The sequence below is a fragment of the Mycobacterium sp. 852014-52144_SCH5372336 genome (assembly GCF_001665615.1).
Taxonomy (GTDB): Bacteria; Actinomycetota; Actinomycetes; order Mycobacteriales; family Mycobacteriaceae; genus Mycobacterium; species Mycobacterium neumannii_A.
Window position 1 is genome coordinate 41047 of the sequence record NZ_LZSW01000018.1, and the last position, 20799, is coordinate 61845.

Genomic DNA, 20799 nt, shown 5'->3' on the forward strand with positions numbered 1-20799 from the left:
ATGCAGCGTGACTGCGCCGGTGAGGGCGGCCCGATTTCGGGCCCAGTATGAGTGAGGTAGGAGAAGCGTGGCGGGACAGAAGATCCGCATCAGGCTCAAGGCCTACGACCACGAGGCGATCGACGCCTCGGCGCGCAAGATCGTGGAAACGGTCACCAGAACCGGCGCCAGCGTGGTTGGTCCTGTGCCGCTGCCGACTGAGAAGAACGTGTACTGCGTCATCCGGTCCCCGCACAAGTACAAGGACTCGCGGGAGCACTTCGAGATGCGTACTCACAAGCGGCTGATCGACATCCTCGACCCCACGCCGAAGACCGTTGACGCCTTGATGCGCATCGATCTGCCGGCCAGCGTCGACGTCAACATCCAGTAGGAGAGACCAGAACATGGCTAGCGGTAATAAATCCGCCGCCCCGCGGCGAGGCATTCTGGGCACCAAACTGGGCATGACGCAGGTGTTCGACGAGAACAACCGGGTCGTGCCGGTGACGGTCGTCAAGGCCGGGCCCAATGTGGTGACGCGTATCCGTACGCCGGAGCGCGACGGCTACAGCGCGGTGCAGTTGGCCTACGGCGAGATCAGCCCGCGCAAGGTCAATAAGCCTGTCACGGGCCAATATTCGGCCGCCGGGGTCAACCCGCGCCGGCATCTGGCTGAGCTGCGGCTCGATGACGAGTCCGCCGCCGCCGAATACGAGGTGGGCCAGGAGCTGACCGCCGAGATCTTCGCCGACGGCAACTACGTCGACGTCACCGGCACCAGCAAGGGCAAGGGTTTCGCAGGCACGATGAAGCGGCACGGTTTTCGCGGTCAGGGCGCCAGCCACGGTGCACAGGCCGTGCACCGCCGCCCCGGTTCGATCGGTGGCTGCGCCACACCCGGCCGCGTGTTCAAGGGCACGCGCATGTCGGGCCGCATGGGCAACGACCGCGTGACGACGCTGAACCTGGTGGTGCACAAGGTCGATGCCGAGAACGGCGTGCTGTTGATCAAGGGCGCAATCCCCGGCCGTAACGGCGGGCTCGTGATGGTCCGCAGCGCAATCAAGAGGAGCGAGTAATGGCTCTCAAAGTTGATGTCCACACCCCGGCGGGGGCGAAAGACGGCTCCGTCGAGCTGCCCGCCGAGCTGTTCGACGTCGAGGTGAACATCGCGTTGATGCACCAGGTGGTCACCGCGCAGCTGGCCGCGGCGCGGCAGGGCACGCACTCCACCAAGTCGCGCGGTGAAGTTCGCGGCGGCGGCAAGAAGCCGTACCGGCAGAAGGGCACCGGCCGCGCGCGCCAGGGCTCGATTCGGGCGCCGCAGTTCACCGGCGGAGGCATCGTGCACGGCCCCAAGCCGCGCGACTACAGCGAGCGGACCCCGAAGAAGATGATTCGGGCCGCTCTGCGCGGTGCGCTGTCCGACCGGGCGCGCAACGACCGGATTCACGCGGTCACCGAGATCGTCGCGGGCCAGACGCCGTCGACCAAGAGCGCCAAGGCGTTCCTGGCCACACTCGTCGCCGACCGCAAGCTCGAGAAGAACAAGGTGCTCGTGGTGATCGGCCGCGCCGACGAGGTCAGCGCCAAGAGCGTGCGCAATCTCCCGGGCGTGCACGTGATCTCGCCCGACCAGCTGAACACGTACGACGTGCTGAACGCTGACGACGTGATCTTCAGCGTGGAGGCGCTCAACGCCTACATCAGCGCCAACCAGACTGCGAAAGAGGAGGTGTCGGCCTGATGGCGACCGTCACTGACCCCCGCGACATCATCCTGTCGCCGGTCATCTCCGAGAAGTCGTACGGGCTGATCGAGGACAACGTCTACACGTTCATCGTGCATCCCGACTCGAACAAAACGCAGATCAAGATCGCGATCGAGAAGATCTTCGGCGTCAAGGTCGACTCGGTGAACACCGCCAACCGGCAGGGCAAGCGCAAGCGCACCCGCACCGGATACGGGAAGCGCAAGAGCACCAAGCGCGCCATCGTCACGCTGGCCGCGGGTAGCAAGCCCATCGACCTGTTCGGAGCACCGGCTTGATTTCGTCAAGCCGGCGACGGAGGAAGACCTAGAGAATCATGGCAATTCGCAAGTACAAGCCGACGACCCCCGGTCGCCGCGGTGCCAGTGTCTCCGACTTCGCTGAGATCACTCGCGACCACCCGGAGAAGTCGCTGGTTCGACCGCTGCACGGCAAGGGCGGTCGAAACGCGCACGGCCGCATCACCACCCGGCACAAGGGCGGTGGACACAAGCGTGCCTACCGGGTGATCGACTTCCGTCGCCACGACAAGGACGGCGTCAACGCCAAGGTCGCGCACATCGAGTACGACCCCAACCGCACGGCCAACATCGCACTGCTGCACTACTTCGACGGGGAGAAGCGCTACATCATCGCCCCCGAAGGTCTCAAGCAGGGCACCGTCGTCGAGTCGGGTCCCAACGCCGACATCAAACCGGGTAACAACCTGCCGCTGCGCAACATCCCCGCGGGCACCCTGGTGCATGCGGTGGAACTGCGGCCAGGCGGCGGCGCCAAGCTCGCGCGCTCGGCCGGCGCCAGCATCCAGTTGCTGGGCAAGGAGGGCACCTATGCGTCGCTGCGTATGCCCTCGGGTGAGATCCGCCGCGTCGACGTGCGCTGCCGCGCCACCGTCGGCGAGGTGGGCAACGCCGAGCAGGCGAACATCAACTGGGGCAAGGCCGGCCGCATGCGGTGGAAGGGCAAGCGCCCCTCCGTCCGTGGCGTCGTGATGAACCCGGTCGATCACCCCCACGGCGGTGGTGAAGGCAAGACCTCCGGTGGTCGTCACCCGGTGAGCCCGTGGGGCAAGCCCGAAGGCCGCACCCGCAAGCCGAACAAAGCGAGCAACAAGCTCATCGTCCGTCGCCGGCGCACCGGCAAGAAGCGCTGAGAGTAGGCAGGTACAAGGAATATGCCACGCAGCCTGAAGAAGGGTCCGTTCGTCGACGACCATCTGTTGAAGAAGGTCGACGCGCAGAACGAGAAGAACACCAAGCAGGTCATCAAGACCTGGTCGCGTCGGTCGACCATCATCCCCGACTTCATCGGGCACACCTTTGCGGTGCATGACGGCCGCAAGCATGTCCCGGTGTTCGTCACCGAGGCGATGGTCGGGCACAAGCTCGGCGAGTTCGCCCCCACCCGCACCTTCAAGGGTCACATCAAGGATGACCGGAAGGCGAAGAGGCGCTAATGACTACAGCGATTGAATATCCGTCCGCGACGGCGAAGGCGCGCTTCGTGCGCGTATCGCCGACGAAGGCGCGCCGCGTCATCGACCTGGTGCGCGGTAAGTCGGTGTCCGAAGCGCTGGACATCCTGCGGTGGGCTCCGCAGGCGGCCAGCGAGCCGGTCGCCAAGGTCATCGCGAGCGCGGCGGCCAACGCGCAGAACAACGAGGGCCTCGACCCGTCCACTCTCGTGGTCGCGACCGTCTACGCCGACGAGGGGCCAACCGCCAAGCGCATCCGGCCACGCGCGCAGGGCCGTGCCTTCCGGATTCGCAAGCGCACCAGCCACATCACGGTGATCGTGGAGAGCAGAGTGAGCCAGGAGCAGCGTGGCGGCGGCCAGTCGGCCAGCGCGGCTCGTTCGCGTCGCGCTCAGGGCAGTAAGGCCAAGAGCGCTGAAGCGGCCAAGAAGGCTCCCGCCAACAAGACCGCAGAGCAGGCGCCCGCCAAGAAGGCGCCAGCCAAGAAGGCCGCACCCAAGAAGTCGGCCGAGGCGAAAGCCGCCACCAAGGCTGAGAAATCGACTGCTGAAGCGTCCGACGCGAAGGAGGGCTCGGAGTAGTGGGCCAGAAAATCAATCCCCACGGCTTCCGGCTCGGTATCACCACCGACTGGAAGTCCCGGTGGTACGCCGATAAGCAGTACAAGGATTACGTCAAGGAAGACGTCGCGATCCGACGGCTGCTGGCCACCGGCCTCGAGCGCGCCGGCATCGCCGACGTGGAGATCGAGCGCACCCGGGACCGCGTGCGTGTGGACATCCACACCGCACGCCCGGGCATCGTGATCGGCCGCCGTGGCACCGAAGCCGACCGTATTCGCGCCGACCTGGAGAAGCTGACCGGCAAGCAGGTGCAGCTGAACATCCTCGAGGTGAAGAATCCCGAATCGCAGGCGCAGTTGGTGGCCCAAGGCGTTGCCGAGCAGCTGTCCAACCGCGTGGCCTTCCGCCGCGCCATGCGCAAGGCGATCCAGTCCGCGATGCGGCAGCCCAACGTCAAGGGAATTCGCGTGCAGTGCTCGGGTCGCCTCGGTGGCGCCGAGATGAGCCGCTCGGAGTTCTACCGCGAAGGTCGCGTGCCGCTGCACACGTTGCGCGCCGACATCGACTACGGCCTGTACGAGGCCAAGACGACGTTCGGCCGTATCGGCGTGAAGGTGTGGATCTACAAGGGCGACATCGTCGGTGGCAAGCGTGAGCTGGCCGCCGCCGTGCCGGCCGGTGCGGATCGTCCGCGCCGCGAGCGTCCTTCTGGCACCCGGCCGCGTCGCAGCGGCGCGTCGGGCACCACCGCGACGAGCACCGAAGCCGGCCGTGCCGCTTCGGGCGGTTCCGAGAGCGGCACGGCTCCGGCCGGCAGCGTCGCGGACAACGCCGCGGCTTCGCAGACCGCAGCGGCGGCCGAGACGCCGACAGAAAATACGGAGAGCTGAATCATGTTGATTCCCCGCAAGGTCAAGCACCGTAAGCAACACCACCCGAGGCAGCGCGGCATCGCCAGCGGCGGCACCACGGTGAGCTTTGGTGACTACGGTATCCAGGCGCTCGAGCACGCCTACATCACCAACCGGCAGATCGAGTCCGCACGTATCGCGATCAACCGGCACATCAAGCGTGGCGGCAAGGTGTGGATCAACATCTTCCCGGACCGCCCGCTGACCAAGAAGCCGGCCGAAACCCGCATGGGTTCCGGTAAGGGTTCGCCCGAGTGGTGGGTGGCCAACGTCAAACCGGGCCGCGTGCTCTTCGAGTTGAGCTACCCCGATGAGGCGACCGCCCGGGCCGCGCTGACCCGTGCGATCCACAAGCTGCCGATCAAGGCACGCATCGTCACCCGAGAGGAGCACTTCTGATGGCAGTGGGAGTGACGCCGGGCGAACTGCGCGAGCTGACCGACGACGAATTGAAGGGTCGGCTGCGCGAGTCCAAGGAAGAGTTGTTCAACCTGCGCTTCCAGATGGCGACCGGCCAATTGTCGAACAACCGCCGGCTTCGCACGGTGCGTCAGGAAATCGCGCGCGTGTACACCGTGCTGCGCGAACGTGAGTTGGGTCTGGCCTCCGGACCCGTGGGTGAGGATTCGTAGAAATGGCAGACAACACTGCAAAAGGGCCCAAGTACACCCCGCGCAAGGACGAGGAGCGTGGCCGCCGCAAGACGGCCATCGGGTACGTGGTCTCGGACAAGATGCAGAAGACCATCGTGGTCGAGCTGGAAGATCGTAAGAGCCACCCGCTCTACGGCAAGATCATCCGCACCACCAAGAAGGTCAAGGCACACGACGAGGACGACAGCGCGGGCATCGGCGACCGGGTGTCGCTGATGGAGACGCGTCCGCTGTCGGCAACCAAGCGCTGGCGGCTCGTCGAGATTCTCGAGAAGGCCAAATAGGCCGAACCGCAAGGAAAACCCCCGAACACCGCATGTGTCTCGGGGGTTTTTCGCTTTGCGCTCAGTCCTCCGCGGGCCGCAGGACCGCCAGCACGGTCAGGACCAATATCTTGAAATCCAAAAGCAGGGACCAGTTGTCGATGTAGTAGTTGTCCCATTCGGCGCGGTCGGCAATTGAGGTCTGCCCCCGGAAACCGTGCACCTGGGCCCAACCCGTCATGCCCGCCTTCACCCGGTGGCGTTGGCCGTAGCGACGTACGTGCATCTCGAACAACTCGACGAACTCCGGCCGCTCGGGACGCGGGCCCACCAGGCTCATCTCTCCGCGTAGCACGTTGATCAGTTGGGGCAGTTCGTCCAGCGATGCCTTGCGCATGATGCGGCCGATGCGGGTGCGTCGATCCTCGCCCTCGACTCCGCCCGGCGCCGTACCCTTCTCGGGTTCGAAACCCGCCGCGGCCTTCTCGGGTTGGTGCATGGTGCGAAACTTCAAGCACCCGAACACCCTTCCGTCGCGTCCGATCCGCTCTTGACTGAAGAAGATCGGGCCCGGCGAGCTGAACTTCACCGCCATCGCGAGCACGAGCAGCAACGGCGAAATGAGCACAAGTCCGACCAGCGCAGCGACGCGGTCACCGCCATGCTTGACGGCGAATTGCCAACCTTTCGGATTGACGCGAGTCAGCACCATGAGCGGTACCCCGCCCATGTGCTCGATTCGGGTGCCGCTGCCCACCGAGTCCATCAATCGCGGCACCACGCGCACACGCAACCCGAGTTCCTGAGCCAATTGCGCGGTTCGCGACAGGTGTTCGTCGGGCAACTGCGACGGGGCGATGATGAGCTCCTCGGCCCGGGTGGCGCGCGCGGCGCTCTCGAGCTCGTTCGTACCGCCCAGATAAGGGACGTCGAACATCTCCACATCTGTGGGCCGCGTGTCGTCCAATACACCGACCGGACACATGCCGTAGTCCCGGATCTGACGCATGCGGGAAATGAGCTGATGGGCGACCGGACCGGCGCCGACGACCAGTGCCGGCCTGCCGACATCGAACCTCCTGCGCAGCCAGCGGTTCACCAACGACCGAGCCAGGCGCACCACGGGAATGAGAATGGCGGCGAACACCCAGATCTTCAGGACAAGCTCGCTCGGGCGGACGTACGGCGTGAGAACCTCTCCGACCGGCAGACGGGGCACCAGGAGCACCATCAGCGTCAACGTGGCCAGAGCGGCCACCGCGGTCGACGTTGCCACGGGCTCGAACTGGTCCAGGAAGCCCTCGTTCAGCTTCTGTCGGTACATCGACCGGGTGGTCATCACGATCAGCAGAATCGGGACGAAAAGCCACGAGAACAGGGCGATGTTGCGATCCTGCTCCATGTCGCCCGGGATCCACCAATGCGCCAGCGCCACCGCGGCCACCGCGGGGACGGCGTCGAGGACGACGGTGATCACGGAATACCAGGGATCGACGCGGAGAACTTCAACCCAGCGGGGTGTCGGATTCGGCGACGGAGCCGGCACGACCTTCAACCGCGGCACCGTCGGACGGCTACTAGGCTCGTGCTCCGAGACATCCGCCTTAAGCTGCATTTATCACTCTCTCGGACAAAACTGGCAACTATGTTAGATGCACTTCACCGACCTCAATGTCAAAAAGCGCACTTAGGGCAGCTGTCGGCAATGCGCGCTTGCGAGAGGGTGAAACCCGGGTTAGCTGAAGGTCTACTCTCAAGCGCTTGAAGTGGGAGGGGTGGCGAAAATCCGCTCCACGGTCAGTTGCGCCAAATCGCTCAGAATCTGGACGTGACCGGTACTCCACTGTCTCGGCTTGCTGTCCGACACGCACAGCGTGCCGATCGCGTGGCCGTCCTGATCGATCAAGGGGATGCCGAGGTACGCGGCCATCGCGCCGCCACGGGCCACCGGGTGGTTCATGAACACGGGGTCGGTTCGCGCATCTTCGATGACCAGCGCGGCTCCATCGGCCACGGTGTACTGACAGATGGATTGGTCGAAGGGCATCGCTCGCTCCTCGACGGAGAGCTTCCCCATCCCGGCGGTGCTCTTGTAGAACGTACGGTCGGCGTCGACCAGGCTCACCGCCGCGAACGGGGTCCCCAGCGCCTCTGCGGCCGCTCGAGTGATCCGGTCGTAGGCCGGGTCCGGAGGTGAGTCGAGCAAGCCGGTGGAACGCAGTGAGTTCAGTCGATCGGGGTCGTTTACCACTGTCGACACGTCCGGCATGGCATCGCTGTCCAGCACTCCTGATTCGGACAGGTGCGAAAGTAGTTCCTTCGCCGAGACGTTGGTGCGCATCTGGTCGGCGACCATTTGTGATGCGACCGCACGTGCGACGTAGGTTTCCACGTCAGTGCCGGCATTGCGTGCGCATTCTTCGAGTTGGCGGTTGAGCCACTCATCGAAGCGCCGAAACGAGCGAGTCACAATGCGAAACCGTATACGAATTGGCTGAACTGCACGTTTTGGTCGAATGGCAGAGGGAGTTTTCGGTCGCCGGCGTCGTCGCGCCCGCTAACCGATCCTGGTGGCGATGCCGTCGAGCAGTTGACCCAATCCGGAACGGAAGTCGGCGGAGGGGTCGTCGACGGTGTGGTCGAAGACACCCTCTTGCAGCGCCGCGGCGAGCGCCGGGAACTTCTCCGGGTCGAGCAGGCCCCGAAGAAGCGCCGGATAGCCCGGCCAATCGGTTCGACCAGCCTCGATGTCGACTGCCGCTGCGCCACGGACGAAATGCAGGACCGCCATGACCGCGGCGAACTTCTCGCGCTCGGTGAGCCCGGTTTCGGCGAGGGCGGCCAGCCCCGCGTCCAGCCACGCCACCTGGCCCGGATCGGCCGGCGGCCCGGCGGACACGGCCTGTAGCACCCACGGGTGGCGGTGGTAGACGTCCCACAATCCCGTCGCCCAATTCGTCAGTGCCTCAGCCCAATCGGCGGGCGTACCGGTTGGCGGACGACCGACCGCGTCAGCCGACATGAAGATCACGAGCGCGTCCTTGTTGGCGACATGCCGGTACAGCGACATCGTGCCGCACCCCAGACGCTCGGCGAGTCGGGCCATGGACAGAGCGTCGAGACCCTCAGCGTCGGCCAGTTCGACGGCTGCGCGCACAATGCGCTCCCGGCTCAGCCCAGTGGAGCGTGCGGGCTCGCGCGGCTCATGCCAGAGGAGCTTCAGTGCGCGCGGTAGGGATTCGCTCATCGATGGTCAGCCTAAGTCACTGGACATCGAACGCGTATGCCGTACGCTCTTTGCGTATGTCATACGCATTTCGGACTTCTCACCGGCGGGCGCTTGCACTCGCGGTCGTCGTGGCGTGCTTTCTGGGCTTCTCCGTACCGCCGTATCTGGCCGGCGGCACCCGGGTGCCCGCTACGTTCTGGCTGCACTACCCGCTGCTGGTGTTTCATGTGATGTTCGCGAGCGTCGCGATGGTCGCGGCAGTCGTGCAGATCTGGCCCGGGCTTCGTACGCGTCACCCCGCGCTGCATCGCCGTTGCGGACGCGTGTACGTCGTCGCTGCACTCCCGGCGGCCGTGTCGGCGATGGTGATCGGCGCGGTCACTCCGTTCGGACCACTTTTGGCCGTCAGCAACGTGACGTTGGGCGCGCTGTGGCTGTGGTTCACCGCGAGGGGCTATGTCGCGGCCCGGAGTCGCCGTATCTCCGACCACCGGCGGAACATGGTGCGCAGCGCGGTGCTGGCACTGTCTGTCATCACCAACCGAATCTGGACGCCTGTCATCTATGTCTCCTTTCAACCATTGCAGAACAACGTCTTTGGCGGCAATGCCGAACATTTCCAATGGTTTGTCGCCGGAGTCGGTGCATGGCTGGGGTGGACGGTTCCTCTCGGAGTCGTTCAGTGGTGGCTGACCAGACGGGCGGTGACGGCGTCGTCGTCGAATCGTCAGCTAACCGAGACACCCCACGTGTAATCTCCGGGCCACACTGCGACGCGACACCGGACAAGGCTGGGCATGGCAACCGAATTCAACGGCAAGATCGAACTCGATATCCGCGACTCGGAACCGGACTGGGGCCCGTACGCCGCACCGAACGCCCCCGAAGGCGCCCCCAACGTGCTCTACCTCGTCTGGGACGACATCGGTATCGCCACATGGGACTGCTTCGGCGGCCTCGTCGAGATGCCCACGATGAGCCGTATCGCCGAACGCGGCGTTCGACTGTCGCAGTTCCACACCACCGCGCTCTGCTCGCCGACCAGGGCGTCCCTGTTGACCGGTCGCAACCCGACGACCGTCGGCATGGCGACCATAGAGGAGTTCACCGAAGGCTTCCCCGGCTGCAACGGGCGGATCCCCTTCGACACCGCGCTACTGTCCGAAGTGCTGGCCGAACACGGATACAACACCTATTGCGTCGGCAAGTGGCATCTGACACCGCTCGAGGAGTCGAATCTGGCCTCCACCAAACGACATTGGCCCCTGTCGCGCGGCTTCGAGCGGTTCTACGGGTTCATGGGCGGCGAAACCGATCAGTGGTATCCGGAGCTGGTCTACGACAACCACCCCGTCGCGCCGCCGGCCGCACCGGAGGAGGGTTACCACCTGTCAAAGGACCTGGCGGACAAGACTATCGAGTTCATCCGCGATGCGAAGGTGATCGCACCGGACAAGCCGTGGTTCTCCTACGTCTGCCCAGGAGCCGGACACGCCCCGCATCACGTCTTCGCCGAGTGGGCCGACCGCTACGCCGGCAAGTTCGACATGGGCTACGAGCGATACCGCGAGATCGTGCTGGAGAACCAGAAGAATCTCGGCATCGTGCCCGCCGACACCGAGCTCTCGCCGATCAATCCGTACGGAGACGTCAAGGGGCCCAACGGTGAACCGTGGCCGACACAGGACACGGTGCGGCCGTGGGATGAGCTCGGCGACGACGAGAAGCGCCTGTTCGCGCGCATGGCCGAAGTGTTCGCCGGATTCCTGTCCTACACCGATGCGCAGATCGGTCGCATCATCGACTATCTGGAGGAGTCGGGTCAGCTCGACAACACGATCATCGTCGTCATCTCCGACAACGGCGCGAGCGGCGAAGGCGGCCCGAACGGATCGGTGAACGAGGTCAAGTTCTTCAACGGATACATCGACACCGTCGAGGACGGCCTTCGTCTCATCGACGACCTCGGCGGCCCGGAGACCTACAACCACTATCCGACCGGCTGGGCGATGGCGTTCAACGCGCCGTACAAACTCTTCAAGCGCTACGCCTCGCACGAAGGGGGGATCGCGGACCCCGCAATCATCTCCTGGCCCGTGGGGCTCGCCGCACACGGCGAGGTGCGAGACAGCTACATCAACGTCTGCGACGTCACACCGACGATCTATCAGCTCCTCGGTATCACCCCGCCGGACACGGTCAAAGGAGTGCCCCAGAAGCCGCTGGACGGGGTGAGTTTCGAGGCAGCGCTGCGGGATTCGTCGGCGGCAACCGACAAGCGCACGCAGTTCTACACGATGCTCGGCACACGGGGGATCTGGCACGACGGCTGGTTCGCCAACACCGTGCACGCCGCATCGCCGGCGGGTTGGTCGCATTTCGACAGCGATCGATGGGAGCTGTTCCACATCGAAGCCGACCGCAGTCAGTGCCATGATCTGGCCGCCGAAAACCCGGACAAACTCGAAGAACTCAAGGAGCTGTGGTTCGCCGAGGCCGACAAGTACAACGGGTTGCCGCTTGGTGACCTGAACATCTTCGACACCATTTCGCGGTGGCGGCCGGGGGTGGCGGGCCGGCGTGACTCGTACCGGTACTACCCGGGCGCCGCCGACGTCGGGATGGGAGCTGCGGTCGAGATACAGGGGCGGTCGTTCGCGGCCATGGCCGAGATGGCGATCGACACGTCGGGCGCCGAAGGCGTGATCTTCAAACATGGTGGCGCTCACGGCGGTCACGTGATGTTCGTGCAGGACGGGCGGCTTCACTACGTCTACAACTTCCTGGGCGAAGACGAGCAGCGAATGTCGTCGCCGGATGCAGTGCCGTTGGGGCGGCACTCGTTCGGGGTCGCGTATGTGCGCACCGGAACTGCCGAGGGCAGCCATACCCCGATCGGAGACGCGGCTTTGTATATCGATGACCAGCAGGTCGCGACGTTGCGCGAAATGCGTGTCCACCCGGGGACGTTCGGGCTCGCCGGCGCGAGTCTGAGCATCGGCAGGAACGCCGGATCCCCGGTTTCCCGTTCGTATACGCCGCCGTTCGCGTTCACCGGTGGCACGATCGTCGCGGTGAACATAGACGTCTCGGGTAAGCCGTATCTGGACCTGGAGCGGGAGTTCGCTCGCGCCTTCGCGAAGGACTGAATACACCGAGCGTGGGGGCGGGACGGGAGCCATGAAGTACGCCGTGGGGCAGGCGATCGCGCTGACGTGCCTGCTGACCGCGTGTGTCGACAACAGCGAAGGCGTACCGATCGCAGAAGAGGCCGTGGTCTCCGACACGACGATCTCCGCCACCTCGACACCGTCGTCGACCGCGTCGCCCGACCCGCAGCTTGATACCGCCCAGCCGGGCATCGTGCCGACGCCGCAAACCTCGGCGGTCGATCGCGCGTGCAACCTGCCGGACACGCCATCCCAGCAGGTGTTGGCCGCGGTGCCCGATCCGGCGGCGCCCAGGATCACGGTGGCTCTACCGGCGGGATGGTCCACGGCGGCGGGGCAGGGGGATGTCGCGCTGCGGTTGGCCGGACCGGACGGGATGTGGGCGACGGTCACCATTGCCGAGACGACGCTGCCGCCGGCCGAAGCGTTCGAACGCTATGCCGACGACGCCGTGGCGGCGGCCGATATCAGCACGCTGAGCGTGCTGCCGGCCGAACTGTGCGGCTACAGCGGTCAGAAGCTGCTCGGGTCGTGGGCGGGCTCGCCGGGACCCGCGGTGCAGTTCGGCGACCGGATCGCCCATATCCCGACGAGCACCGGCGACTACCTGGTGGCGGTGCACGTCGAAGCTCCCGCTCAGACGGCGGGCTTCGACCCGCTCGCCTCGCCGCTGCTGGGGGAGTTCGGCATCGTCGTTCCCTGAGCGATCATTCGTCGAGTCGACGCGAAACTGCTGGTGACCGGGCGCTCGGGGTCCCGCGAGCGTGCGAAAAGTGTCGAGAATCCGCGGCGGGTCGTCGACAAACACGCGCGCTCGCGATGCATGGGAGGGCGTGATCAGCGACGATTTGGCTTCCTGCAGGTCCTCCCATAGAATCAGGCGGTTGCCTTGGGCAGACCTCGGCCAGTCGCGTGCGGCGGGCCCCGCGTGCCTTTCGGTGACAGCAAGACCGCGTACGTCCAGGTCGGTATCTGGCGTGCATACAAAAACCAGGTCGAGGAGATCGAGTGATTCAGCAGGAATCGCGGCTCAAGGTCGCCGACAACACGGGCGCCAGGGAGATCCTGTGCATCCGCGTGCTCGGTGGCTCGTCGCGGCGCTATGCCGGCATCGGCGATGTCATCGTGGCGACCGTCAAGGAAGCCATTCCCGGCGGCAACGTCAAGCGTGGCGAGATCGTGAAGGCCGTCATCGTGCGCACCGTCAAGGAGCGTCGTCGCGCCGACGGAAGCTACATCAAGTTCGACGAGAACGCCGCCGTCATCATCAAGGCCGACAACGACCCGCGCGGTACCCGCATCTTCGGCCCGGTCGGCCGCGAACTGCGCGAGAAGCGCTTCATGAAGATCGTCTCGCTTGCTCCGGAGGTGTTGTAGATGAAGGTCCACAAGGGCGACACCGTGCTCGTCATCTCCGGCAAGGACAAGGGCGCCAAGGGCAAGGTGCTGGTCGCCTACCCGGCGCGCAACAAAGTCCTCGTCGAGGGCGTCAACCGGATCAAGAAGCACACGGCGGTGTCGAGCAACGAGCGCGGCGCACAGTCCGGCGGCATCGTCACCCAGGAGGCGCCGATCGACGTCTCCAACGTGATGGTCGTCGACTCCGACGGCAAGCCGACCCGCATCACGTACCGGGTTGACGAGGAGACCGGCAAGAAGGTCCGCATCGCCAAGACCAACGGCAAGGACATCAACTGACATGACCACCGTCGAAAACACCGCAAAGACCCTCCCGCGCCTCAAGCAGCGTTACCGCGAGGAGATCCGCGACACGCTGGCCAAGGAGTTCGGCTACGCGAACGTCATGCAGATCCCCGGCGTGGTCAAGGTCGTCGTCAACATGGGCGTCGGCGACGCCGCCCGTGACGCGAAGCTGATCAACGGCGCGGTCAACGATCTCGCACTGATCACCGGTCAGAAGCCGGAGGTGCGCCGGGCGCGTAAGTCCATCGCCCAGTTCAAGCTTCGCGAGGGCATGCCGATCGGCGCCCGCGTCACGCTGCGCGGCGACCGGATGTGGGAATTCCTCGACCGGTTGATCTCGATCGCGCTGCCGCGTATCCGCGACTTCCGCGGGCTGTCGCCCAAGCAGTTCGACGGCACCGGCAACTACACCTTCGGACTCACCGAGCAGTCGGTGTTCCACGAGATCGATGTGGACTCCATCGACCGCCCCCGTGGCATGGACATCACCGTCGTCACCTCGGCGACGACCGACGACGAAGGACGAGCGCTGCTGCGGGCGCTGGGCTTTCCGTTCAAGGAGAACTGAGTTATGGCAAAGAAGGCACTGGTCAACAAGGCCAACAAGAAGCCGAAGTTCGAGGTGCGCGCCTACACCCGCTGCCAGCGGTGCGGGCGCCCACGCGCCGTCTTCCGCAAGTTCGGCCTGTGCCGGATCTGCCTGCGCGAGATGGCGCACGCCGGCGAACTGCCCGGTGTGCAGAAGAGCAGCTGGTAATCCAGCCCGAACCGACCAGACCAACCAAACAGGTTGCGGTAGGCCCGGATACCGGGAACCACCGCGAGAAAGGTGAGACCGCTGTCATGACCGCGATGACGACGATTCTGAGCGCAGCGACGAAGAGGAGCAGCGCTCGATGACTATGACGGACCCGATCGCAGACTTCCTGACACGTCTGCGCAACGCCAATTCGGCGTACCACGACGAGGTGACACTGCCCCACTCCAAGCTCAAGGCCAACATCGCCGAGATCTTGAAGAAAGAGGGCTACATCGCCGACTACCGCACCGAGGATGCTCGGGTCGGCAAGTCGCTTGTCGTGCAACTGAAGTACGGCCCCAGCCGGGAGCGAAGCATCGCCGGCCTGCGCCGCGTGTCCAAGCCCGGCCTGCGGGTGTACGCGAAATCCACCAATCTGCCGCGGGTTCTCGGCGGCCTCGGCGTGGCGATCATCTCCACGTCGTCGGGGCTCCGGACCGACCGCCAGGCAGCCCAAGAGGGCGTGGGCGGCGAAGTCCTCGCGTACGTGTGGTAGGCGAGAGGGAGTAGAGCTCAAATGTCGCGTATTGGAAAGCAGCCGGTCCCGGTCCCCAGCGGGGTTGACGTGTCGATCGACGGGCAGAACGTGTCGGTGAAGGGGCCCAAGGGCACTCTCGAACTGGCGGTGGCCGACCCGATCCGGGTCGCCCGTGACGACGACGGCGCCATCGTGGTGTCGCGGCCCGACGACGAGCGGCGCAGCCGTTCGCTGCACGGTCTGTCGCGCACGCTGGTGGCGAACCTGATCACCGGTGTCACCGAGGGTTACACCACCAAGATGGAGATCTTCGGGGTCGGTTACCGCGTGCAGCTCAAGGGTTCCAACCTCGAGTTCGCGTTGGGCTACAGCCACCCGGTGGTCATCACCGCCCCCGAGGGGGTGACGTTCGCGGTGGAGACACCGACGAAGTTCTCGATCTCCGGCATCGACAAGCAGAAGGTCGGCCAGGTCGCGGCGAACATCCGCCGCCTGCGCAAGAGCGATCCCTACAAGGGCAAGGGCATCCGCTACGAGGGCGAGCAGATCCGTCGCAAGGTCGGAAAGACAGGTAAGTAAATGGCTTCGACAACAAATTCGGCAGCGCCGACGCGCAAGCCCGTGGGCCAGAACATCTCGCAGACCCGGCGGGTGGCGCGGCTGCGTCGGCACGCTCGCCTGCGCAAGAAGATCTCCGGCACGGCAGAGGTGCCGCGGTTGGTGGTCAACCGTTCGTCACGGCACATTCACGTGCAGCTGGTGAACGACCTCGAAGGCACCACGTTGGCCGCGGCGTCCTCGATCGAGGCCGATGTGCGGGCGGTCGACGGTGACAAGAAAGCCCACAGCGTGCGGGTCGGTCAGCTGATCGCCGAGCGCGCGAAGGCCGCAGGGATCGACAAGGTCGTGTTCGACCGCGGTGGGTACACCTACGGCGGACGGATCGCGGCGCTGGCCGATGCGGCGCGCGAAGGCGGGTTGGAATTCTGATGACTGAGCTCAACACAATGGGAAGGACTGCATGATGGCCGAACAGGCAACAGCCGGCGGCCCCCAGGACGGCCGCGGGTCGCGGGGCGACCGCGACGGACGTGGTCGCCGCGACGACCGTGGCGGTCGCGGCCGCGACGGCGGCGACAAGAGCAACTACCTCGAGCGCGTCGTCTCGATCAACCGCGTCTCCAAGGTGGTCAAGGGTGGCCGCCGGTTCAGCTTCACCGCGCTGGTGATCGTCGGCGACGGCAAGGGCATGGTCGGCGTCGGATACGGCAAGGCCAAGGAAGTTCCCGCCGCCATTGCCAAGGGCGTCGAAGAAGCACGCAAGAACTTCTTCCGGGTTCCGCTGATCGGCGGCACCATCACCCACCCGGTGCAGGGCGAAGCCGCCGCCGGTGTGGTGATGCTGCGTCCGGCCAGCCCCGGTACCGGTGTGATCGCCGGCGGTGCGGCTCGCGCGGTGCTGGAATGCGCCGGCGTGCACGACATCCTGGCCAAGTCGCTGGGCAGCGACAACGCGATCAACGTGGTGCACGCCACCGTTGCCGCGCTGAAGCTGCTGCAGCGTCCCGAAGAGGTCGCCGCCCGACGCGGGCTGCCGATTGAAGATGTGGCGCCTGCGGGCATGCTGCGGGCGCGCCGGGAGGCCGAGGCGCTTGCCGCGTCGGCAGCGCGTGAAGGGTCGTCGTAAATGGCAGAGCTGAAGATCACTCAGGTGCGCAGCACCATCGGTGCGCGCTGGAAGCAGCGGGAGAGCCTGCGGTCGTTGGGGCTGCGCAAGATCCGCCAGTCCGTCGTCCGTGAGGACAACGCGCAGACGCGTGGCCTGATCAGGACCGTGCATCACCTCGTCAGAGTTGAAGCAGTGGAGGTCGGCGATGAGCGCTCGCGCGAAGAGCGGAAGGCTAAAGCATGACACCTATCAAGCTGCATGACCTGAAACCGGCACCCGGTTCGAAGACCGCCAAGACCCGGGTGGGTCGCGGCGAGGGTTCGAAGGGCAAGACCGCGGGTCGCGGCACCAAGGGCACCAAGGCCCGCAAGAACGTCCCTGCGACGTTCGAGGGCGGTCAGATGCCGATCCACATGCGGCTGCCGAAGCTCAAGGGCTTCCGCAACCGCTTCCGCACCGAGTACGAGGTCGTCAACGTCGGCGACATCAACAAGCTGTTCCCGAAGGGCGGCGACGTCGGTGTGGACGAGCTGGTGGCCGCGGGCGCGGTGCGCAAGAACGCACTGGTCAAGGTGCTCGGCGACGGCAAGCTCACCGTCAAGGTGAACGTCACCGCGCACAAGTTCAGCGGCAGTGCGCGCGAGAAGATCTCCTCGGCGGGCGGTTCGGCGACCGAGCTGTAACCCCGCGTCGACCGGGAGCCCCTGCCGTGGAGGCGGGGGCTTTCGTGTCGGGCGGTCGTAACGTCGGGCGCCGTCCGCCGATATGGTGCGTAGGCGTGACACATCAGGAGCAGATATGACCTACCTCCGCCGGCTCACCGCCGTCGCTGGGGCCGCCGGTATCGCGTTGTTCGGCGGCGTGGCGACCGCCCACGCCCAGGACGATGATGCGAAGTTCGCCGATCACGTCGAGGCGCTGCAGATTCCGCTCGGTGAAACCGACCTGCCTGCGTTGGGTCAGGGTATCTGCGGCATGCTGACCGCGGGTCTGGACGGCACCGCCAACCCGGTTCCTGTCGTGCGCGGTGTGGTCAACCGCCTTACCGGCACCGGTATGGATCGCGGGCAGGCCGCGGGGCTGATGCGCGCGGCGGTTGCCGTCTACTGCCCGCAGCACGGCCGTTTCATTGGCCGCTGACCGGGCTTCATTCGAGTCGACGTGGGTCACTTCAGCTGCGGAATGACCTCTGCCGCCAGACGTTCCATCTGCTCGCGGTCTTCGGAGACGTTCTCGCAGACGGGGTTGAGCAGTACCATCTCGGCGCCTGCGTCGACGACATCGCGCAGCCCGCGGACCACGTCGGCGGGTGTGCCGGATACCGGGACCTCGTCGATGCCGGCCATACCGCCGTAGATGCGGCGCAGGCCGGCCAGTACCCGCTCCCTGGCACGCAAGGGGTCATCGTCGACGATCAGGTACACGCGCTTGCCGACGGTGAATTCCGCAGCATCCCTTGATTGTTCGGCGAGTTCGCGGCGAACGCATCTGACGGCTTCGGCGAACGCAGACGTGGTGGACGAACCTGCTCCCAGAAACGCGTCACCGTGGCGCACCGCCCTGGCGATGGCGCGAGGAGCGTTGGCGCCGAACCAGATCGGCGGGTGCGGTCGCTGGACGGGTTTGGGTTGGATCGGCAACCCGTCGACGTCACGAAACCGGCCGTGAAACGTCACCTTGGGTTCGTCGGACCAGGCCGCCTTCATCAACTCGAGCCCTTCGGTGAAGTTGCTGACGAACGTGGCGCGTTCGACGCCGAAGGCCGCGAACTTGCGGGTGCCGCCGCCAGGGGCCACCCCGAGGTCGAGCCGTCCGTGGCTGAGGTGGTCGACCGCCGTCACTGCCGAGGCCAGTTGAAGCGGTTCGTGCAGGGAGGTCACGAGGACGGCCACCCCCAGGCGGATCCACTCGGTGTGTGCCGCGGCCCATGCGAGCATCTCCAGCGGTGCGAGCAGCGGTGAGGGGCCGACCGTCTGCTCCAGCGTCCACGCGCCCGTGAAGCCCAGTGCTTCAGCCCGGATCAGGTAGTCGCGAGTGGCGCCGGCATCGAAGCGGCCCGCGACGCGCTGGGGGACGGAGATGTCGAATCGCACGGCACCACGGTAGACGCGCTCGCCGGGCCGAGGCGCTGCGCGACGTCGGTAGGCTCGCAGCATGTCCGTTTTCCTGCCCGGCATGTCCGGACTCCCCGGTCTCGACGACGTGCGCGCGCTGGCACGGCGCATCGACACTGCCCGCCACAACGGTGTCCCGAACGGATGCGTGCTCGAACTCGACCTGACGTCGGTGCCGAGCGAGACCGCTGGGTTCGACCCGCTGGCGTTGATCTCCGGGGCGGGCCGTCCGCTGCTGTTGCGGGAAGCCGTCGCGGCGATCCACCGGGCGGCCGAGGACGACCGGGTCGCGGGCCTGGTCGCTCGTGTACAGCTGCCCGCTGCGTCGCCGGGCGCGGTGCAGGAACTGCGTTCGGCCATCGCGGCGTTCAGCGACGTCAAGCCGTCGTTGGCGTGGGCCGAGACCTATCCCGGCACGCTGTCGTACTACCTGGCCTCAGCATTCCGCGAGGTGTGGATGCAGCCTGCGGGCACGGTGGGTCTGGTGGGTTTCGCGACGAACGCACTGTTCCTGCGCGGCGCGCTCGACAAGATCGGAGTCGAGCCTCAGTACATTTCTCGAGGCGAGTACAAGTCAGCCGTACATCGCTTCACGGAGGAGAAGTACACCGAAGCTGACCGCGAAGCGCTCAGTCGTGTCCTTGCAAGTCTGAAGATTGAGGTGTGGCAGGCAGTTTCAGAGTCGCGCCACATTCCCTTAGCTCAGATTGATGCGCTCGCCGACAAGGCACCGTTGCTGCGTGACGACGCGCTCGCGGGCAGGCTGATCGACCGCGTCGGTTTTCGTGACGAGGCTTACGCGCGCATCGCCGAACTCGTGGGTTCGCCAAAGCCTCATCATGCCGATTCCGACGAAGCGCCCCCGCGGCTGTACCTGTCACGGTATGCGCGCGCCACCGCTTCACGACCGATGCCGCCGATACCGGGTCGTAGGACCAAGCCAGCCATCGCCGTGGTCACTATCCATGGAGCGATCGTCAGCGGCCGAGAAGTCCCGCAACTGCTTCCTTTCGGGAGAACAAGCGTCGGGGCCGACAACATCGCGGCCGCGCTGCGAGAAGCGGCGGCCGCCGACGACGTGTCGGCAATCGTGCTTCGGGTCGACAGCCCGGGTGGCGCGCTCACCGCCTCAGAAAGCATTTGGCGTGAAGTCAATAGAGTCCGAGAAAGCGGCAGGCCTGTCGTCGCATCGATGGGCGCGGCGGCGGCATCGGGTGGTTATTACGTGTCGATGTGTGCCGACTCGATCGTCGCCAACCCCGGTACGATCACCGGCTCCATTGGTGTGTTCACGGGCAAGTTCATCGCCCGCGAGCTCAAGGAACGCCTCGGTCTGGGAATCGACTCGGTGCGCACTAATCCCAACGCCGATGCTTGGTCCATCGACCAGCCTTTCACCGAAGAGCAACGCGCGCGAGTAGAGGGTGAGGCTGACCTGGCCTACACCGACTTTGTCGAGCGAGTCGCCGCTGGCCGCGAAATGTCTGTCGAGGCTGTAGAGGCGGTCGCGCAGGGTCGGATATGGACAGGCGCCGACGCATTGGAGCACGGGCTGGTCGACGAACTCGGCGGGCTGCGTACTGCGATCGACCGGGCTAAGGTGCTGGCCGGGATGGATCCGGATGCTGACGTTCGCGTCGTCAACTACCCGGAATTTTCCCTGATGGACCTCTTCAGAAGCAGTCAGTCGTCTCGACCGGCTGCCGCGTCGGTGTCGGACGCAGTAGAGGCTCTCCTCAGCCGTTCGCTGTCCGGGATGTTAAATCGGGCTCAGCAATCTTTCACCGGTGTGCACGCGCTCTGGGTCGGCAACCACCGTTTCTAGGCGCTCGAAGCGTTCAACCGCTTACAGGCTCACGCGCGGGATGCCGGCGCTCGTCCACTCTGCATGTCACGGTCCTCCGGTTGATCTCTTTCTTGCGGAAACAGCTATCGCGCCTTCGTCATTTGTCCGCTCGCAGTGACGCGCTGGCGGCCGCCCAGGCGGTGACGCGCCATCCCAATCTGCCGGTCGCCGCC

Annotated in this window: 30 protein-coding genes; 26 read left to right on the forward strand and 4 right to left on the reverse strand. The window is 65.7% G+C overall.

Going from position 1 to position 20799, the window contains the following annotated elements; genetic code table 11:
• The first annotated feature begins 67 nt into the window (after positions 1-67).
• Genes rpsJ through rpsQ form a run of 11 tightly spaced genes read left to right on the forward strand, consistent with a single transcriptional unit; the run spans position 68 to position 5638 of the window.
• Positions 68-373, forward strand: a complete 306-nt coding sequence (gene rpsJ, locus A5759_RS02625; RefSeq protein WP_003883485.1) for a 30S ribosomal protein S10 — start codon at positions 68-70, stop codon at positions 371-373.
• A 13-nt stretch (positions 374-386) separates the two neighbouring features.
• Positions 387-1061, forward strand: coding sequence for a 50S ribosomal protein L3 (gene rplC, locus A5759_RS02630; protein WP_064400120.1), 675 nt, complete (start codon positions 387-389; stop codon positions 1059-1061).
• Positions 1061-1729: a 50S ribosomal protein L4 gene (gene rplD / locus A5759_RS02635; protein ID WP_064400119.1), complete on the forward strand. Its 669-nt coding sequence runs from the start codon at positions 1061-1063 to the stop codon at positions 1727-1729. Before rplC ends, rplD begins: the two co-directional genes overlap by 1 nt.
• Positions 1729-2031, forward strand: a complete 303-nt coding sequence (rplW, locus tag A5759_RS02640; RefSeq protein ID WP_064400118.1) for a 50S ribosomal protein L23 — start codon at positions 1729-1731, stop codon at positions 2029-2031. The genes rplD and rplW overlap by 1 nt, the downstream gene beginning before the upstream one ends.
• A 38-nt stretch (positions 2032-2069) precedes the next feature.
• Positions 2070-2906: a 50S ribosomal protein L2 gene (gene rplB, locus A5759_RS02645; RefSeq protein ID WP_064419510.1), complete on the forward strand. Its 837-nt coding sequence runs from the start codon at positions 2070-2072 to the stop codon at positions 2904-2906.
• A 21-nt stretch (positions 2907-2927) separates the two neighbouring features.
• Positions 2928-3209 (forward strand): 30S ribosomal protein S19, encoded by a 282-nt coding sequence (gene rpsS / locus A5759_RS02650; protein WP_007167837.1) that lies wholly within the window; start codon positions 2928-2930, stop codon positions 3207-3209.
• Positions 3209-3808 (forward strand): 50S ribosomal protein L22, encoded by a 600-nt coding sequence (rplV, locus tag A5759_RS02655; protein WP_068193439.1) that lies wholly within the window; start codon positions 3209-3211, stop codon positions 3806-3808. The genes rpsS and rplV overlap by 1 nt, the downstream gene beginning before the upstream one ends.
• On the forward strand, positions 3808-4680 hold the full coding sequence (gene rpsC, locus A5759_RS02660) for a 30S ribosomal protein S3 (protein WP_064419508.1): 873 nt from the start codon (positions 3808-3810) through the stop codon (positions 4678-4680). Before rplV ends, rpsC begins: the two co-directional genes overlap by 1 nt.
• A gap of 3 nt (positions 4681-4683) precedes the next feature.
• Positions 4684-5100, forward strand: a complete 417-nt coding sequence (gene rplP / locus A5759_RS02665; protein WP_059101353.1) for a 50S ribosomal protein L16 — start codon at positions 4684-4686, stop codon at positions 5098-5100.
• A complete protein-coding gene (gene rpmC, locus A5759_RS02670; protein WP_064419507.1) occupies positions 5100-5333 on the forward strand; it encodes a 50S ribosomal protein L29 in 234 nt (77 codons plus the stop codon). Before rplP ends, rpmC begins: the two co-directional genes overlap by 1 nt.
• A 2-nt stretch (positions 5334-5335) precedes the next feature.
• A complete protein-coding gene (gene rpsQ / locus A5759_RS02675; RefSeq protein ID WP_064419506.1) occupies positions 5336-5638 on the forward strand; it encodes a 30S ribosomal protein S17 in 303 nt (100 codons plus the stop codon).
• A gap of 61 nt (positions 5639-5699) precedes the next feature.
• Here rpsQ and A5759_RS02680 read toward each other — a convergent pair whose 3' ends face one another.
• From A5759_RS02680 to A5759_RS02690, 3 genes are all read right to left on the reverse strand, one after another.
• On the reverse strand, positions 5700-7232 hold the full coding sequence (locus A5759_RS02680) for a sugar transferase (protein ID WP_082961936.1): 1533 nt from the start codon (positions 7230-7232) through the stop codon (positions 5700-5702).
• 138 nt (positions 7233-7370) lie between these two features.
• On the reverse strand, positions 7371-8087 hold the full coding sequence (locus A5759_RS02685; protein WP_068193441.1) for a GAF domain-containing protein: 717 nt from the start codon (positions 8085-8087) through the stop codon (positions 7371-7373).
• A gap of 87 nt (positions 8088-8174) precedes the next feature.
• Positions 8175-8864, reverse strand: a complete 690-nt coding sequence (locus A5759_RS02690) for a TetR/AcrR family transcriptional regulator (protein ID WP_068193444.1) — start codon at positions 8862-8864, stop codon at positions 8175-8177.
• A gap of 56 nt (positions 8865-8920) precedes the next feature.
• Between A5759_RS02690 and A5759_RS02695 the strand changes: the two genes are divergently transcribed.
• From A5759_RS02695 to A5759_RS02760, 14 genes are all read left to right on the forward strand, one after another.
• Complete coding sequence (locus A5759_RS02695; protein ID WP_068193447.1) at positions 8921-9601, forward strand: DUF2306 domain-containing protein; 681 nt, start codon at positions 8921-8923, stop codon at positions 9599-9601.
• A gap of 42 nt (positions 9602-9643) precedes the next feature.
• Positions 9644-11995, forward strand: a complete 2352-nt coding sequence (locus A5759_RS02700; RefSeq protein ID WP_068193450.1) for an arylsulfatase — start codon at positions 9644-9646, stop codon at positions 11993-11995.
• 31 nt (positions 11996-12026) lie between these two features.
• Positions 12027-12719, forward strand: a complete 693-nt coding sequence (locus A5759_RS02705; RefSeq protein ID WP_068193453.1) for a hypothetical protein — start codon at positions 12027-12029, stop codon at positions 12717-12719.
• 305 nt (positions 12720-13024) lie between these two features.
• On the forward strand, positions 13025-13393 hold the full coding sequence (gene rplN, locus A5759_RS02710) for a 50S ribosomal protein L14 (protein ID WP_064400107.1): 369 nt from the start codon (positions 13025-13027) through the stop codon (positions 13391-13393).
• Positions 13394-13714, forward strand: coding sequence for a 50S ribosomal protein L24 (rplX, locus tag A5759_RS02715; RefSeq protein WP_064345605.1), 321 nt, complete (start codon positions 13394-13396; stop codon positions 13712-13714).
• 1 nt (position 13715) lies between these two features.
• Complete coding sequence (gene rplE, locus A5759_RS02720; RefSeq protein ID WP_066849468.1) at positions 13716-14288, forward strand: 50S ribosomal protein L5; 573 nt, start codon at positions 13716-13718, stop codon at positions 14286-14288.
• A 3-nt stretch (positions 14289-14291) separates the two neighbouring features.
• A complete protein-coding gene (locus A5759_RS02725; RefSeq protein WP_064400527.1) occupies positions 14292-14477 on the forward strand; it encodes a type Z 30S ribosomal protein S14 in 186 nt (61 codons plus the stop codon).
• Between the two features lie 139 nt (positions 14478-14616).
• The gene (gene rpsH / locus A5759_RS02730; RefSeq protein WP_064345607.1) at positions 14617-15015 is read left to right on the forward strand and encodes a 30S ribosomal protein S8; all 399 of its coding nucleotides are present in this window, start codon (positions 14617-14619) and stop codon (positions 15013-15015) included.
• A 21-nt stretch (positions 15016-15036) separates the two neighbouring features.
• The gene (gene rplF / locus A5759_RS02735; RefSeq protein WP_066849466.1) at positions 15037-15576 is read left to right on the forward strand and encodes a 50S ribosomal protein L6; all 540 of its coding nucleotides are present in this window, start codon (positions 15037-15039) and stop codon (positions 15574-15576) included.
• Positions 15577-15987 carry a 50S ribosomal protein L18 gene (gene rplR, locus A5759_RS02740; protein WP_064345609.1) on the forward strand — a complete coding sequence of 137 codons (411 nt, stop codon included), beginning with the start codon at positions 15577-15579 and terminating at the stop codon, positions 15985-15987. It begins immediately after the preceding gene.
• Between the two features lie 34 nt (positions 15988-16021).
• Positions 16022-16684 (forward strand): 30S ribosomal protein S5, encoded by a 663-nt coding sequence (gene rpsE / locus A5759_RS02745; RefSeq protein WP_064423144.1) that lies wholly within the window; start codon positions 16022-16024, stop codon positions 16682-16684.
• Positions 16685-16909: a 50S ribosomal protein L30 gene (rpmD, locus tag A5759_RS02750; protein WP_068193456.1), complete on the forward strand. Its 225-nt coding sequence runs from the start codon at positions 16685-16687 to the stop codon at positions 16907-16909. It begins immediately after the preceding gene.
• Entirely contained in the window at positions 16906-17349 is a 444-nt protein-coding gene (rplO, locus tag A5759_RS02755) for a 50S ribosomal protein L15 (protein ID WP_064419497.1), read from the forward strand. Before rpmD ends, rplO begins: the two co-directional genes overlap by 4 nt.
• Positions 17350-17464: 115 nt before the next feature.
• Positions 17465-17806: a DUF732 domain-containing protein gene (locus tag A5759_RS02760; RefSeq protein WP_068193459.1), complete on the forward strand. Its 342-nt coding sequence runs from the start codon at positions 17465-17467 to the stop codon at positions 17804-17806.
• Positions 17807-17832: 26 nt separating this feature from the next.
• Here the strand turns inward: A5759_RS02760 and A5759_RS02765 are convergent, their stop codons facing one another.
• Complete coding sequence (locus A5759_RS02765) at positions 17833-18759, reverse strand: LLM class flavin-dependent oxidoreductase (protein WP_068193908.1); 927 nt, start codon at positions 18757-18759, stop codon at positions 17833-17835.
• Between the two features lie 61 nt (positions 18760-18820).
• Here A5759_RS02765 and sppA point away from each other — a divergent pair, with 61 nt between their 5' ends.
• Entirely contained in the window at positions 18821-20605 is a 1785-nt protein-coding gene (gene sppA / locus A5759_RS02770; protein ID WP_068193462.1) for a signal peptide peptidase SppA, read from the forward strand.
• Positions 20606-20799 lie beyond the last annotated feature (194 nt).